A 15,221-nucleotide genomic window follows, 5' to 3' on the forward strand; every position below is an offset into this window, starting at 1 on the left:
GCGGTGAATTCAAGGTTTGCGCGGTTTCAGGCCAGAACCCTGGTCAGCTCTTCGCGACTGCACAGCTGCTGAGCGGCCAGATAGCCGTCGACAAAGCTGCTGTCGCCGGCGTCGAGTAGCCACTGGCGATCCTGAGGATAGCGCAGCATGTGCTTGAAATTGCGCAGCCGCTGCGATTTGCGCAGCGGCCGGCGGAAGATGCGCAGGTCGGCGATGTCGATCAAGCCCAGCTCACCCTCAGGCGTGAGCACCACATTGCCCATGTGCGCCGAGCGGAAGTACACCCCGCGCTCATGCAGAATCGCAATGAACCGGCCCAGCTGCGCACGCAGTTGGTCGTGATCGGCAGGCTCCTCAAGCACCTGGCGCAAGGTCTGCCCAGGCAGTGGCGCATAGTGCACGGCATCGCGCTCGATTGCGCCAATACGGTATACCGCCTTCACCACTGGACACGGAATCTGCCGCTCCTGCAAGTGCCGACAGTTGTCGGCAAAGCGCTGCGCATACGGATACCACGCAGCAGAGCTGAGCAGGCGCTTGCGACGAAACAGTTTGAGCATGCTGCCATCGGCCAGGCGCAGGACCTTGTCGCCGGTGCCATCGGCTTCGAGCACAGTGGCGCCTTCGCGCAGTGCGAGATAACGTGCCTGTTCAAGCGCTTGCATCAAGTCTCCAGAGTGTGGCCAAGGGCAGGGCAGCCGCCTATCTTACCTGCAGCAGGCGGTCGGCAACACCGCGTGTGGTATAATCCCGACTCTTTTTCACCCGACGGATTGTCATGACAGTTCCCGAATCGTCCGCGCCCTCGAGCCTGAAGATCTATTTCCGCCTGCTCAGCTATGTGAAGCCCTATCTCGGCATCTTCATGCTCAGCATCCTCGGCTTCGTGATCTTTGCTTCGACCCAGCCCATGCTGGCCGGCATCCTCAAGTATTTCGTCGACGGCCTGAGCGATTCTCAAGCCGTGCTGTTCCCCTCCGTGCCGTACCTGCGCGACCTGAAACTGCTGCAGGCAGTGCCGCTGCTGATCATTCTGATCGCCGCCTGGCAGGGCCTTGGTTCGTTCCTGGGTAACTACTTTCTGGCCAAGGTCTCGCTGGGCCTGGTCCACGACCTGCGCGTCGAGCTTTTCAACAAGCTGCTGGTGCTGCCCAACCGCTATTTCGACAGCCACAACTCGGGCCACCTGATCTCGCGCATCACCTTCAACGTGACCATGGTCACCGGTGCTGCCACCGATGCAATCAAGGTGGTGATCCGTGAAGGCCTGACGGTGGTGTTCCTGTTCGCCTACCTGCTGTGGATGAATTGGAAACTGACCCTGGTGATGTTGGCGATCCTGCCGATCATCGCGGTGATGGTCAGTACTGCCAGCAAGAAATTCCGCAAGCAGAGCAAGAAGATCCAGGTCGCGATGGGGGATGTGACCCATGTCGCCTCCGAGACCATTCAAGGCTACCGTGTGGTGCGCAGCTTCGGCGGCGAAGCCTACGAGCAGCGCCGTTTCAACGCGGCCAGCCAGAGCAACACCGACAAACAGCTGCGCATGACCAAGACTGGCGCGCTGTACACGCCGGCGCTGCAATTGGTGATCTACACCGCCATGGCGTCGCTGATGTTCCTCGTGCTGTTCCTGCGCGGCGACGCTTCGGCCGGCGATCTGGTGGCCTACATTACTGCCGCTGGCCTGCTGCCCAAGCCGATTCGTCAGCTTTCGGAAGTCAGCTCGACCATCCAGAAAGGCCTGGCCGGTGCCGAGAGTATCTTCGAGCAGCTCGACGAGCCTGCCGAAGTGGACGCTGGCACGGTTGAAAAGGACCGCGTCGAGGGTCGTCTGGTGGTGCGCAACCTGAGCTTCACCTACCCCGGTACCGAGCGCCAGGTGCTGAACGACATCAGCTTTACCGCAGAGCCTGGGCAGATGATCGCCCTGGTTGGTCGCTCCGGCAGTGGCAAGTCGACCCTGGCAGCGCTTATCCCGCGCTTCTATCACCACAATGAAGGGCAGATTCTGCTCGATGGCGTGGAGATCGAAGAGTACAAGTTGCGCAACCTGCGCCGGCATGTCTCGCAGGTCACCCAGCACGTCACCCTGTTCAACGATACCGTCGCCAACAACATTGCCTACGGCGATCTGGCTGGTGCGCCGCGCGAGGCCATCGAGGCTGCCGCCGCCGACGCCTACGCCAAGGAATTCGTTGATCAGTTGCCCAAGGGCTTCGACACCGAAGTCGGCGAGAACGGTGTGCTGTTGTCCGGCGGCCAGCGCCAGCGCCTGGCGATTGCCCGGGCCTTGCTGAAAAACGCCCCGCTGCTGATTCTTGACGAGGCCACTTCGGCGCTCGATACCGAGTCGGAGCGGCACATCCAGGCCGCGCTGGATCATGTTATGCAAGGTCGCACCACGCTGGTCATCGCCCACCGCTTGTCGACCATCGAAAAGGCCGACATGATCCTGGTCATGGACCAAGGCCGTCTGGTCGAGCGCGGTACTCACGCCGAACTGCTTGAGGCTAATGGCCATTATGCCCGCCTGCACGCGATGGGCCTTGATCAGCCAGAGAAAGTCGATATCACCTGAGTCGGCTGTTGCGGGGCCGATCCGGCCCCGATTGTCACCGGAATTGTCCAGGCCAGCTTGGCGCTAAAGCCATCGTCTGGCCTGTGCTAATATCCTGCCCCTGTTAATTTTTCCATATGGGTTGCCCATGAAGTTGTCCATGCCGAGTTTCGATCAAGCCCCGGTGTTGGTGGTCGGCGATGTCATGCTCGACCGCTACTGGCATGGTGGTACTTCACGTATTTCCCCGGAGGCGCCGGTGCCTGTGGTCAAGGTCGAACAGATCGAAGACCGTCCCGGCGGCGCGGCCAACGTGGCCTTGAATATTGCCGCCCTGGGCGCGCCGGCCTCGCTGGTCGGTGTGACCGGCCAGGACGAAGCGGCCGAGAGCCTGAGCAACAGCTTGCAGGCTGCGGGCGTACGCTCGATCTTCCAGCGCATTGCCCACCAGCCGACAATCGTCAAGCTGCGGGTCATGAGCCGTCATCAGCAACTGCTGCGCATCGACTTCGAAGAACCGTTCGCCACCGACCCGCTGTCATTGGGTGTCGAGGTTGAAAAGCTGCTGGATGGGGTCAAGGTGTTGGTCCTGTCCGACTACGGTAAGGGCGCCCTGAAAAACCACCAGAGCCTGGTCCAGGCGGCGCGTGCCCGCGGTATTCCGGTATTGGCCGACCCCAAGGGCAAGGACTTCTCGATCTACCGCGGCGCGAGCCTGATCACGCCCAACCTGAGCGAGTTCGAAGCCATTGTCGGCCGCTGCGTCGATGAAGCCGACCTGGTCGGCAAAGGCCTGCAATTGATGCAGGAGCTGGACCTGGGTGCATTGCTGGTGACCCGTGGCGAACATGGCATGACCCTGCTGCGCGCCGACCACCCGGCGCTGCACCTGCCGGCCCGGGCCCGTGAAGTGTTCGACGTCACCGGTGCCGGCGACACGGTCATCTCGACCCTGGCCGCCGCTATCGCTGCTGGCGAAGACCTGCCCCATGCCGTGGCCCTGGCCAACCTTGCCGCCGGCATCGTGGTCGGCAAGCTCGGTACCGCGGCGATCAGCGCCCCTGAACTGCGCCGTGCGATTCAGCGCGAAGAAGGTTCGGAGCGCGGCGTGTTGACCATCGAACAGTTGTTGCTGGCGATCGACGATGCGCGCGCGCACAACGAGTCGATCGTGTTCACCAACGGCTGTTTCGACATCCTTCATGCCGGCCACGTGACCTACCTGGAGCAAGCCCGCGCTCAAGGTGATCGCCTGATCGTCGCCGTCAACGACGACGCCTCGGTCAGTCGCCTGAAGGGTCCTGGCCGCCCGATCAACAGCGTCGACCGGCGCATGGCAGTTCTCGCAGGCTTGGGCGCCGTCGACTGGGTCATCAGCTTCCCGGAAGGCACTCCAGAAAACCTGCTCAGCCAGGTCAAGCCTGATGTGCTGGTCAAAGGTGGCGACTACGGCATCGATCAAGTCGTCGGCGCCGACATCGTTACCAGCTACGGCGGGACGGTGAAAGTGCTCGGCCTTGTGGAAAACAGCTCCACCACTGCAATAGTGGAAAAGATCCGCAAGAACTGAAAAAGGGCCGCTTAGCGGCCCTTTTCATTCTCGGCATGCCCCGATCCCCTGTAGGAGCGGCCTTGTGTCGCGAAGGGGGTGCGAAGCGCCCCCCAAATTTCAGCTCCGCCGCCGACATTGCTGGGCCCGCTTTGCGGGCCTCTCGCGACACAAGGCCGCTCCTACAAAGAGCAGTCCGCGTAACTATTTATGCAGCGAAGTCCGCGCCCGAGCCAGCAGAGCCCGCGCCTTGCCCGTCAGCCGCTGCAACCGCGAAGCAGGCCTAGGCTCCACCAGCCCCTGCTGGCGCAGCCAATCCTTCCAGCGCACTCGCTCATCACGCACCACCCAGCCTTCCTGCCGGGCAAAACTCTCGGCCAGCCAGATCCCACGGGTACTGGCCGGCACCAAGGTGTCCTTCTTCAGCGTGAACAGCTCAGCCGTAGGCCGCCCATCCACCAACGGCATCAAGTACAGATCAGGCCGCTTGCGATTAAGCCGCGCCACCAGTTGATCCCCTTCCAGCCGCTCATCCACATGAAACAGACTCAGCGACTTGGCCTCCCGCGGCACCTGCAAGCGCAAGTCATAGATCAGCTGCAACGACGCTGTAGGCAAATGCACATAGGCCCGCGGCTGTTCGATCAACACCAGGTTGCCCGACTGCACCGGCCGCGCCGCCGTCGCCTGTGAGGTGAGCACAAACGGCAACGCCTCCCGATAATGCAGCGCCGCCGCGTAGGGCGCGGGCAACCAGGTATCGTTGAAGCGCCCGCCCAGCCAGCCCTCTGGCGTCTCCAGCAGGCACTCTTCGGCTACCTCCTGAATCGCGGTATGCAGCGGCAGGTTCAGCTCCTGCGCCGGCACATAGCCGGAAATCAGCTTGAGCACCACATCGCCACGGTCTTGCCGGCGCTGACGCACCAGCACCCAGTATTCGCGGTTCTGCCACTGCAGCGTCAGCCGCACCGACACGCCCAGGTTGGCCAGCTCAACTACGAAGCGCTCGCTATCGGCCACCTGCACCGCCTTGCGTCGTTGCAGGGTCTGGGCGAAGTTCAGCGGCATGCCGATAGTCTGATAACTCAGGCCCTCGGCAGTGGCTTCGACATGCAGCGGCAGCGTTTTGAAGTTGCTCGGGTTCTTGCGGATCAGCGTACGTGCCACGAGGCTCCTCCTTGCGCTTGTGTAGCCGTGCCAGCGGCCTTATTGCTGCCTCAAGATACGGGCAACGGTGGCCACGTTATGGGCCAGATGCAGCGGGTTGATGGTGCCGACGATAGCACTGCTCACGCCTGGGTGGGCAAACAGCAGCTCGAAGCTGGCCTGTACCGCATCCACCCCCGGCGCCAGGCAGACATGCCCGCTGGCGAGGGCCTTCTTCACCAGAATGGCTTTGCCATGCTCGGCGGCGTAATCCAGTACCGGGCGTTCGGTTTGCTCGTTGAGGTTGTAGGTAACCATCGCACAGTCACCCTCCTGCAACGCCTTGAGCCCACCTGCCGCGGTCTTGCCAGACAAGCCAAAACCGAGAATCTTGCCTTCCTGCTTGAGCGCGGCGAGGGTCTGGTAGACCTCTTCCTGCTCGAGGATCGCCAGATCATTACCATCTGAATGGACCAGCACCAGCTCGATTCGATCCGTTTCAAGACGCTTGAGGCTACGTTCGACCGAACGCCGGGTGTGCGCAGCAGAGAAGTCGAAGTGCGACTGGCCATCGTTGAACTCTTCACCGACCTTGCTGACGATCACCCACTCGTCACGCTGACCGCGCAGCAGCGGCCCAAGGCGCTCTTCACTGCGACCGTAGGCCGGCGCGGTATCGATCAGGTTGATCCCCAGTTCACGCGCCTGGGCCAGCAGCATGCGTGCCTCGTCGTCGCCTGGGATGGTGAACCCGGTGGGGTATTTGACGCCTTGATCACGGCCCAGCTTGACCGTGCCCAGGCCCAGCGGCGAAACCGTCAGGCCAGTGCTGCCCAGCGCTCGGTGCAGGTCATGCAGATCGGGCAGGCTCATGGCAGCAGTTGCTCCCAGGCCGGTACGCCGAGCGCAGGCCGGGGCAGGCCGGACAAGTCAGGCTTGGCTTGAGGGCGAATACCATCGCGGTCGAGCTTGGCCAGCACGTGATCGGCGAAGTCCGGCGCCAGCGCCAGTTTGGTCGGCCAACCCACCAGCAGGCGCTGCTCTTCGGCGAGGAAGGCGTTGTCCGGCCGCACCTGGCCAGACTGCGCTGGCTCGGCTCGATCAACCCGCAGGGTGGCCCAGCGCAGCTGGCTTTGATCTACCCATGGCAACAGGCTGGCGACTTCTTTCTGCGCGGCAGCGATCTGCGCCGCTGGCTCGCGGGCAACGCCATCGGCTTCAGCCAAATCACCACCCAGGTACCACACCCACTGGCCATCCGCGCCGGGATGAGTGGTGACCGTGATGCGCGGCTTGGGCCCACCGCCGAGGCAGTGCGCGTACAAAGGCTTGAGGTTGGGGCCCTTGGCCAGAACCATGTGCAACGGTCGGCGCTGCATGGCCGGTTGGTCCAGGCCGAGGGCCTGAAGCAGCTCGGCGGTGCCACCACCGGCGCTCAGCACGATGCGCTGGGCGTGAATCTCGCGCCCGTCGACACGCAGGCCGACCAGTTCATCGCCTTCGCGCAACGGCTCGATCTGCTCGCCGGCGAGCAAGCTGTCACCGGCCAGCGCAGCGAGGTTGGCGAGCAGGCTGGGCACGTCGATGACCAGCTCGGCGAGGCGATAGACCTTGCCTTTGAAGGCGCGGTCTTGCAGGGCAGGCGGCAGTTGTTCGCCCTTGACCTGATCGACCCGGCCGCGCATGGCCTTGCTGGCAAAAAAGCTGGTGACATTGCCAAGCAGGCCGCCCGGCGACCACAGGTAATGTGCATCGGACAACAAGCGCACCTTGTCCAGGTTCAGCTCGCCGCTGCCGGCCAGCGCCTCGCGCCAGCGCCGCGGCATGTCGGCGATCGCCTCGGAGGCGCCGGTCAGGCTGCCGTGCAGAGCGTACTTGATGCCGCCGTGGATGATCCCCTGCGACTTGATGGTCTGCTCGCCGCCCAGGCTTGCGCGTTCCACCAGCACCGTCGAATAGCCCAGGCGCTGCAGCCGGGCATTGAGCCAGAGGCCTGCGACCCCGGCGCCGACGATCAGTACGTCAGTGGAAATGGCAGATGGCATGCGGGCACCTCAAAGACAGGGACAGGCCAGCAGTATACAGGCTGATGTCTTTGCCGTTGACCGCGCAACGCAGCGGTCAGTGCCCGCTGCTGTTGGAAAACACCTGAATGACCACCACGCCGCCGACGATCATGGCCATGCCGAGCACGGCCGGCAGGTCCAGTTTCTGCCCATAGATGAGCCAAGCGGCGATGCTGATCAGGACGATGCCCAGCCCCGACCAGATGGCGTAGGCAATACCTACCGGAATGCTGCGTACCACAAGGGTCAGCATCCAGAACGCCACGGTGTAGCCGGCGATCATCAGCAACAGCGGTAGCGGCGTACTGAGGCCTTTGACCGCCTTCATCGAAGCGGTGGCGACGACCTCGGCGCAAATGGCGATGGCCAGATAAACATATGCGTTCACGCTGCGTTCCTCGATTGACTGGCGGCCATTCTAGGCGATCCGCTTGCCAGCTTTCACACTATGTCCGCCGCTTTTATGGCTTGGGCGGACATGGGCAGGCCTTTTCAGGCAGTTCCTAGTAAACTGCGCCGCCATGAACAGAACCCTTTATACCCTGCTGTTTCACCTGGGCCTGCCGCTGGTAGCGCTGCGCCTGTTCCTGCGTGCGCGCAAGGCGCCGGCCTACGGCCAACGCGTCGCCGAGCGCTTTGCCATCAAGCTGCCGCCGATGCGTCAGGGCGGCATCTGGGTGCATGCGGTGTCGGTCGGCGAGAGCATCGCGGCGGCGCCGATGGTGCGCGCATTGCTCAAGGCCTACCCCGAGCTGGCGATCACTGTGACCTGCATGACCCCTACCGGTTCGGAGCGGATTCGCGCGCTGTTTGCCGATGAGCCACGCATTCAGCATTGCTACCTGCCGTACGACCTGCCCTGGGCGGCGGCGCGTTTTCTCGACCATGTGCGGCCGCGGCTGGGCGTGATCATGGAAACCGAGCTGTGGCCCAACCATATCCACCAGTGCGCCAGGCGCGGCATCCCGGTGGCGCTGGCCAATGCGCGCTTGTCGGCGCGGTCGGCGCGCGGCTATGGCCGCTTCGCCAAACTGACCCGGCCAATGCTCGCCGAGATGAGCCTGATCGCGGCGCAGACCGAAACCGAAGCCGAGCGCTTTCGTAGCCTCGGCGCGCGGCCTGAATGCGTGCAGGTGACCGGCTCGATCAAGTTCGACCTCAAGCTCGACGAACAGCTGCTGCCCCGTGCCCGCCAGTTGCGCGAGCAATGGCAGGCCAGCCAACGCCCGGTCTGGATCGCAGCCAGCACCCATGAAGGCGAGGATGCGCAGGTGCTGGAGGCGCACCGCCGCCTGCTGCAGGTGCATGCCGATGCGCTGCTGATTCTGGTGCCGCGTCACCCTGAGCGGTTCAACGCCGTGCATGCGTTGTGTGCCGAACAGTTCGCTACCGTGCGCCGTTCCAGCGCCGAGTTGGTCACCGACGCAACCCAGGTGCTGCTCGGCGATACCATGGGCGAACTGCTGTTCCTCTATGCGCTGGCAGACATCGCTTTCGTCGGCGGCAGCCTGGTGCCAACAGGCGGGCACAACCCGCTGGAACCGGCTGCGCTGGCCTTGCCGGTGATCAGCGGGCCACACGTGTTCAACTTCCTCGATATCAGCGCAATGCTGAAAGATGCCGGCGCGTTGCACTCAGTTGACGACAGCCAGGCATTGGCCGCCGCCGTGCAGCGGCTGGTCGAGTTGCCGCAGGACGCCAGGCGCATGGGCGAAGCGGGCAGGGCGGTGATGCAGGCCAACCAGGGCGCGTTGCAGCGCTTGCTGGATGGCCTGGCTCGGCTGCTGGGCTAGCGATAGATCGCGGCGCCGGGCGAGCCCGGCGCAGCAGTCGCAGATCAGGGCCGGCGTTCGAAGTTCTTCGCCGCCGCTGCTGCCAGATCCGGTGGCAGGAAGTCTTTGTCCGGGTTGTAATCGGCTTTCAGATAACGGCCCAGGTCGGACAGGTCCTGCGGGCTCAGGGTGCCGGCAGCCTGCTTCAGGCGCAGGTTATCCAGAATGTAGTCGTAGCGGCTGTTGTTGTAGTCACGCACCGAGGTGTACAGCTGGCGTTGCGCATCGAGCACGTCGACGATGTTGCGGGTGCCGACCTGATAACCGATTTCGGTCGCCTCCAGCGCACTCTGGTTGGAGATGATCGACTGCTTGCGCGCCTGCACCTGTTCGACATCGGTATTCACCGCGCGGTGCAGGTTGCGGGTGTTTTCCACCACCTGGCGGCGCAGGCTTTCGCGCTGTTGCTCGCTCTGGCTCAAGCGCTGATAGGCCTCGCGCACTTGCGAGCTGGTCAGGCCGCCGCTGTACAGCGGGATGTTCAACTGCAGGCCGATGCTGGTCTGTTCGACGTCGCCGCCGTAGCGCACGCCGGGCTGCGGCGCCGGGTTGGAGAAGCCCAGCGCATCGTTGTCACCCTTCTGGTAACGCGCCACCGCGTCGACCGTCGGGGCATGGCCGGCCTTGCGCTGGCGCAAGGTTTCTTCGGCGGCATCGACAGCGTAGTTGGTCGCCTGCAGGTTGAGGTTCTGCCGTGCGGCGGTCTCGACCCAGGCCTTGGCATCGTTGGGCATCGGCACCTGGATCGGCAGGCTGTGGACCACGCCCTGCAACGAGCCATAGTCGCGGTTGGTCAGCGTTACCAATGCCTCGAAGGCATCTGCTACCTGGCGTTCGGCGATGATCCGGTTGGCCCGCGCCGTGTCGTAGCTGGCCTGCGACTGGAGCACGTCGGTCTTGTCCGACAGGCCGACGTCAAAGCGCTCGTTGGACTGATCCAGCTGGCGCTTGAGGGCGGCTTCCTCGGCTTTGGTCGAGGCCAGATTGTCTTGTGCACGCAGTACCGAGAAATAGTTCTCGGCGGTCTGCAGAATCAGGTTCTGCTCGTTGGCCGACAGCTCCAGCGCCGCCTGCTCGTTGACCGCTTCGGCGGCTTGCAACTGGAACCAGCGATCGGCGCGGAAGATCGGCTGCGATAGGGTCGCGCTCCACGAATTGCCGCTGCGATTGGAGGTGATCGCCGGCTCGTCGAGCTTGGTGCGGGTGTTCATCATTTCGGCACCCGCCGACAGGTTCGGCAGCAGCCCGGCGCGGGCCTGCGGCACGATTTCGCGGCGTGCGCCATAATCGGCGCGGGCAGCGGCAAGGTCGGCGTTGTTGCTGGCCGCTTCCTGATAGACGCTGATCAGGTCGGTCTTCACCGGCGCGGGCAGGTCAGCCGCCCAGACCACTCCGTTGGACGCACAAGACACGGCAACCGCCAGTGAAAGTTTGCGCAGCATAGGGCAATCCTTGTACGAGTTTTAATTACTGAACCGTTGAGTATCGGTGCGCCAGTGTAAGGCTGTGCACGGCCGGCAACAATCGCTGATTGGCGCCTTTGATCGCCGCGCTGCAAGCACCCTTGGCTTTGCGCGCAACTCCAGTCTAGACTGCGCATGTTCTTGTCGGGGTGCCTTGATGCAAAGGCTGAGATCGGAAGTTTCCGGATCCCGTTGAACCTGATCAGGTTAGCGCCTGCGTAGGGAACAAGATTTCTCGCTTTCCCGGCGAGTCTCTTGTGTCAGGTCCGGGATTTGTCGAGCAGCGCAGCCGCGCATTGGCATTCCAGGTATCCGGCACTGCACCCATCAAGGGTGTGTCCGCGTCATTCAGGTTCTCCCCGACATTCCGCCGCTAGGAAGCTGTCTGGAGCCTGTGATGAGCAAACAAGAAAAAGCGATCAACCTCAGCGAATCGGCGCAAGTCGATCAGCAGTCTGTGCAACCCTTCACCCGTTCGCGCAAAGTGTATGTCCAGGGTTCGCGCCCGGATATCCGTGTCCCCATGCGCGAAATCAGCCTGGATGACACCCCTACCGACTTTGGCGGCGAAGCCAATGCGCCGGTGCTGGTGTACGACACCTCGGGCCCGTATACCGACCCTGCTGTCAGCATCGATGTGCGCAAGGGCCTGGGCGATGTCCGCTCGGCCTGGATCGACGCGCGGGGCGACACCGAACGCCTGGAGGGCCTGAGCTCGAACTTCGGCCAGCAGCGCCTGAGCGATGCCGAACTGACCAAACTGCGCTTTGCCCACGTGCGCAATCCGCGCCGGGCCAAGGCCGGCGCCAACGTTACGCAGATGCACTACGCGCGGCAGGGCATCATTACTGCCGAGATGGAATACGTCGCCATCCGCGAAAACATGAAGCTGCAAGAGGCCCGCGCTGCCGGCCTGCTTGAGCAGCAGCACGCCGGCCACAGCTTCGGCGCCAGCGTGCCCAAGGAAATCACCGCAGAGTTCGTTCGCGACGAAATCGCCCGTGGTCGCGCGATCATCCCGGCCAACATCAACCACACCGAACTCGAACCGATGATCATCGGCCGTAACTTCCTGGTGAAGATCAACGGCAACATCGGCAACAGCGCGCTGGGGTCGTCCATCGAAGAAGAAGTGGCCAAGCTGACCTGGGGCATCCGCTGGGGTTCGGACACGGTCATGGACCTCTCCACCGGCAAGCACATCCATGAAACCCGCGAGTGGATCATCCGCAACTCGCCGGTGCCGATCGGCACCGTGCCGATTTACCAAGCGTTGGAAAAGGTCGGCGGCGTTGCCGAAGACCTGACCTGGGAGCTGTTCCGCGACACCTTGATCGAGCAGGCCGAGCAGGGCGTGGACTACTTCACCATCCATGCCGGCGTGCTCCTGCGCTACGTGCCGCTGACCGCCAAGCGCGTCACCGGCATTGTCAGCCGTGGTGGTTCGATCATGGCCAAGTGGTGCCTGGCGCATCACCAGGAGAACTTCCTCTACACCCATTTCGATGAAATCTGCGAAATCATGAAGGCCTACGACGTCAGCTTCTCGCTCGGCGACGGCCTGCGTCCGGGATCGATTGCCGATGCCAACGACGCCGCCCAGTTCGGTGAGCTGGAGACCCTGGGCGAACTGACCAAGATCGCCTGGAAGCACGACGTGCAGTGCATGATCGAAGGCCCCGGCCATGTGCCGATGCAGTTGATCAAAGAGAACATGGACAAGCAGCTGGAATGCTGCGACGAGGCGCCGTTCTACACCCTCGGCCCGCTGACCACCGACATCGCGCCGGGCTACGACCACATCACCTCGGGCATCGGTGCGGCGATGATCGGCTGGTTTGGCTGCGCCATGCTCTGCTATGTCACGCCCAAGGAACACCTCGGCCTGCCGAACAAGGATGACGTCAAGACCGGCATCATCACCTACAAGATCGCCGCCCACGCCGCCGACCTTGCCAAGGGCCACCCCGGCGCGCAGATCCGCGACAACGCGCTGTCCAAGGCGCGCTTCGAGTTCCGCTGGCAGGACCAGTTCAACCTTGGCCTGGACCCGGACACCGCCCGTGCCTACCACGACGAGACCCTGCCCAAGGAATCGGCCAAGGTCGCTCACTTCTGCTCGATGTGCGGGCCGAAGTTCTGCTCGATGAAGATCACCCAGGAAGTGCGCGAGTACGCTGCCAATCAGCGTATCGAGGCGGTCGACATGTCGGTCGAGGAGGGCATGCGCGAGCAGTCCGAGCGCTTCCGTCAGACCGGCAGCCAGCTGTACCAGAAGGTGTGATGCAACTGGGGCTGCTTTGCAGCCCTTCGCGGGTAAACCCGCTCCAACAGGTTTAGGCGGCGCTGCAAAACCTTGTGGGAGCGGGTTTACCCGCGAACGAGCGCGAAGCCCTCGCATCTCCACAATAACTCCGGCGAGCATCAACTATGACCACCCCCAGCAACTTCTCCCCCGATCATCCGATCCCCGCCAGCCAGCGCCTGTTTGGCGGGCGGGACCTGTTTGTCCTGTGGTTCTCCCTTGGCACTGGCTTGATGGTCCTGCAGGTCGGCGCCATGCTCGCGCCGGGCCTGGGCCTGGCCGGCGCGATGCTGGCAATCGTGCTCGGCACTGCGGTTGGCGTGCTGCTGCTGGCTGCCGCCGGGGTGATCGGCAGTGACACCGGCCTGTCGGCCATGGGCACCTTGCGCTTGAGCCTTGGCCGGCACGGCGTGCGCCTGCCGGCAGTGCTCAACTTGCTCCAGCTGATTGGCTGGGGCTCGTTCGAAATCATCGTCATGCGCGACGCCGCCAGCCTGCTCGGCGCGCGGGCGTTCGGAGCCGATAGTGCCTGGACCAACCCGCTGCTGTGGACGCTGTGCTTTGGCGCGTTGGCAACGCTGCTGGCAATCTGCGGCCCGCTGACCTTCGTGCGCAAGATCTTGCGCAAGTGGGGTATCTGGCTATTGATCGGCGCCTGCCTGTGGCTGACCTGGAACCTGTTTGCCAAGGCCGATCTGAGCGCTATCTGGCAGCGTGCCGGCGATGGCTCGATGTCGCTGGCAGTCGGTTTTGACATCGTCATCGCCATGCCGCTGTCGTGGTTGCCGTTGATTGCCGACTATTCGCGCTTCGCCCAGCATGCGGGCCGCGTGTTCAGTGGCACCGTGCTCGGTTATCTGCTTGGTAATGCCTGGCTGATGAGCCTTGGCGTTGCCTACACCCTGGCCTTTGCGCCAAGCGGTGAGGCCAATGCCCTGCTGCTGGCGCTGGCCGGCGCCGGCTTGGGTATCCCGCTGTTGTTGATTCTGCTGGATGAGACCGAGAACGCTTTTGCCGATATCCATTCCGGCGCGGTCTCCACCGGCTTGCTGCTGCCGATCAAGGTCGAACACCTGGCCCTGGCGATCGGCCTGCTGTGCACGCTGATCGCCTGTCTGGCGCCGCTGGCCCAGTACGAGAACTTCCTGCTGTTGATCGGTTCGGTGTTCGCGCCGCTGTTCGGCGTGGTGCTGACGGACCACTTCGTGATCCGCCAGCGCCAGTTGCCGACCCGTGTCGACGGCTTGCACTGGCAGGCGCTGCTGGCCTGGGCGGTGGGCGTCGCGGCCTATCATGGCATTGCCAACCTGGCCCCGGAGGTCGGTGCAACCCTGCCGGCGTTGGTGCTGGCAGGGCTGCTGTACGGGCTATTGAGTGTCAGCCGCGGCCGGGAAACAGCTCAGGCTTGATCACGCCATTCAGGCGCGGGTAGGGGATTTTCAGCTCGACGTGGCCCATGGAGTAGGGCGCGATGGCATACACCTCGTACTTCACCACGACCGCACCGTAGGTCAGGGCGATGTGCGGGGACTTCTTGAACGGCCAGGTCTTGACGAATTCGGCGTCCTTGTCCATGCCGGTGCTGATCATCCAGGCGCGGTGCGACTCTTCGACGGTTTTCCAGAAGGTGTCTTCCTGGCCTGGCACCAGCATGTCCTGCAGGGTCAGGACCTTGTCCTGCTTGCGCGAGTAGTTGATGAACGCGCGGCCGGGCATGCCGTGGGCGCCACCACTGTCGAGGTAGCTGGACAGCTCGATGATCACCAAGCCGTCATGCTGTTCACGTACCTTGGCTTGCAGGTAGCTGCTGTTGCGCTTGTCGGCGCTGGCCAGGTACTGATCCTCGTAGGCCTTGAGCGAGGTCGGCGCGCTGCTGCGGGCGTTGTCGGTGGTCAGTTGCAGCAGGCGGCTTTCGACGATGGCGTCGAGCTTGGGCAGCGCCGGGAAGTGCACGGTGTCGATGTTCACCAGCGGGCAGTCGCTGGCACTGCAGCCCGGCTTGACGTGCTCCCAGGCATCGCGCTTGACCTCGAGTGGGGCCCGGTAATTGGGCGCGAACAGGCTCTGGCAGGCGCTCAGTGCCACCGCCAGCACAGCCACGGAAGTCAGTTTGACTAGCGTCATGATGATCCTTGCAGAACTTGGATAGTCGGCCTTGGACCGTCGGCAAAGCCGTCGGTTCGCCACTAAGCTAACAGACATGGCGCACCCGCTTCCAGCAGCCTGAACGGTCAACGGAAAGGGGTGAAACCCGGTCAAACGCAGAGTAGGATGGCGCGATGCGGTAGTTGAGGTAATGA

The 15,221-nt window shown here is 63.4% G+C and carries 12 protein-coding genes and 1 riboswitch; of the genes, 5 read left to right on the forward strand and 7 right to left on the reverse strand.

What is annotated here, in order from left to right; translation table 11 throughout:
* Positions 1-26 precede the first annotated feature (26 nt).
* Positions 27-665: a toluene tolerance protein gene (locus tag IDM28_RS01415; RefSeq protein ID WP_150573081.1), complete on the reverse strand. Its 639-nt coding sequence runs from the start codon at positions 663-665 to the stop codon at positions 27-29.
* A 113-nt stretch (positions 666-778) separates the two neighbouring features.
* Here IDM28_RS01415 and msbA point away from each other — a divergent pair, with 113 nt between their 5' ends.
* Positions 779-2,581 (forward strand): lipid A export permease/ATP-binding protein MsbA, encoded by a 1,803-nt coding sequence (gene msbA, locus IDM28_RS01420; RefSeq protein ID WP_103435826.1) that lies wholly within the window; start codon positions 779-781, stop codon positions 2,579-2,581.
* A gap of 127 nt (positions 2,582-2,708) precedes the next feature.
* Entirely contained in the window at positions 2,709-4,130 is a 1,422-nt protein-coding gene (gene hldE, locus IDM28_RS01425; protein WP_101315843.1) for a bifunctional D-glycero-beta-D-manno-heptose-7-phosphate kinase/D-glycero-beta-D-manno-heptose 1-phosphate adenylyltransferase HldE, read from the forward strand.
* 183 nt (positions 4,131-4,313) lie between these two features.
* On the opposite strand, the gene IDM28_RS01430 is transcribed toward hldE, so the two are convergent.
* The 4 genes from IDM28_RS01430 to IDM28_RS01445 all read right to left on the reverse strand — a co-directional run bounded on the left by IDM28_RS01430 (position 4,314) and on the right by IDM28_RS01445 (position 7,709).
* Entirely contained in the window at positions 4,314-5,276 is a 963-nt protein-coding gene (locus IDM28_RS01430; RefSeq protein ID WP_101315845.1) for a metal ABC transporter ATPase, read from the reverse strand.
* A 39-nt stretch (positions 5,277-5,315) separates the two neighbouring features.
* A complete protein-coding gene (locus tag IDM28_RS01435) occupies positions 5,316-6,128 on the reverse strand; it encodes an aldo/keto reductase (protein WP_188035210.1) in 813 nt (270 codons plus the stop codon).
* Positions 6,125-7,300, reverse strand: a complete 1,176-nt coding sequence (locus IDM28_RS01440; RefSeq protein ID WP_101315849.1) for an FAD-dependent oxidoreductase — start codon at positions 7,298-7,300, stop codon at positions 6,125-6,127. Before IDM28_RS01440 ends, IDM28_RS01435 begins: the two co-directional genes overlap by 4 nt.
* A 76-nt stretch (positions 7,301-7,376) precedes the next feature.
* Complete coding sequence (locus IDM28_RS01445; protein WP_103435831.1) at positions 7,377-7,709, reverse strand: DMT family transporter; 333 nt, start codon at positions 7,707-7,709, stop codon at positions 7,377-7,379.
* A 133-nt stretch (positions 7,710-7,842) separates the two neighbouring features.
* On the opposite strand from IDM28_RS01445, the gene waaA reads away from it, so the two are divergent.
* Positions 7,843-9,114 carry a lipid IV(A) 3-deoxy-D-manno-octulosonic acid transferase gene (gene waaA / locus IDM28_RS01450; RefSeq protein WP_188035211.1) on the forward strand — a complete coding sequence of 424 codons (1,272 nt, stop codon included), beginning with the start codon at positions 7,843-7,845 and terminating at the stop codon, positions 9,112-9,114.
* A 44-nt stretch (positions 9,115-9,158) separates the two neighbouring features.
* Here the strand turns inward: waaA and IDM28_RS01455 are convergent, their stop codons facing one another.
* Positions 9,159-10,595, reverse strand: coding sequence for a TolC family outer membrane protein (locus IDM28_RS01455; protein ID WP_101315855.1), 1,437 nt, complete (start codon positions 10,593-10,595; stop codon positions 9,159-9,161).
* Positions 10,596-10,751: 156 nt separating this feature from the next.
* A riboswitch (TPP riboswitch) is annotated at positions 10,752-10,858 on the forward strand.
* 155 nt (positions 10,859-11,013) lie between these two features.
* Between IDM28_RS01455 and thiC the strand changes: the two genes are divergently transcribed.
* Together thiC and cytX are read left to right on the forward strand one after the other, a co-directional pair.
* Positions 11,014-12,900 (forward strand): phosphomethylpyrimidine synthase ThiC, encoded by a 1,887-nt coding sequence (gene thiC / locus IDM28_RS01460; protein WP_101315857.1) that lies wholly within the window; start codon positions 11,014-11,016, stop codon positions 12,898-12,900.
* Positions 12,901-13,046: 146 nt separating this feature from the next.
* The gene (gene cytX / locus IDM28_RS01465) at positions 13,047-14,330 is read left to right on the forward strand and encodes a putative hydroxymethylpyrimidine transporter CytX (protein ID WP_188035212.1); all 1,284 of its coding nucleotides are present in this window, start codon (positions 13,047-13,049) and stop codon (positions 14,328-14,330) included.
* Here the strand turns inward: cytX and IDM28_RS01470 are convergent.
* On the reverse strand, positions 14,299-15,045 hold the full coding sequence (locus IDM28_RS01470) for an RsiV family protein (protein ID WP_150571107.1): 747 nt from the start codon (positions 15,043-15,045) through the stop codon (positions 14,299-14,301). The genes cytX and IDM28_RS01470 overlap by 32 nt on opposite strands.
* Positions 15,046-15,221 lie beyond the last annotated feature (176 nt).

It is taken from the genome of Pseudomonas sp. EZ-C24, assembly GCF_014525325.1.
In the GTDB taxonomy this organism is placed as follows: Bacteria; Pseudomonadota; Gammaproteobacteria; order Pseudomonadales; family Pseudomonadaceae; genus Aquipseudomonas; species Aquipseudomonas shirazensis.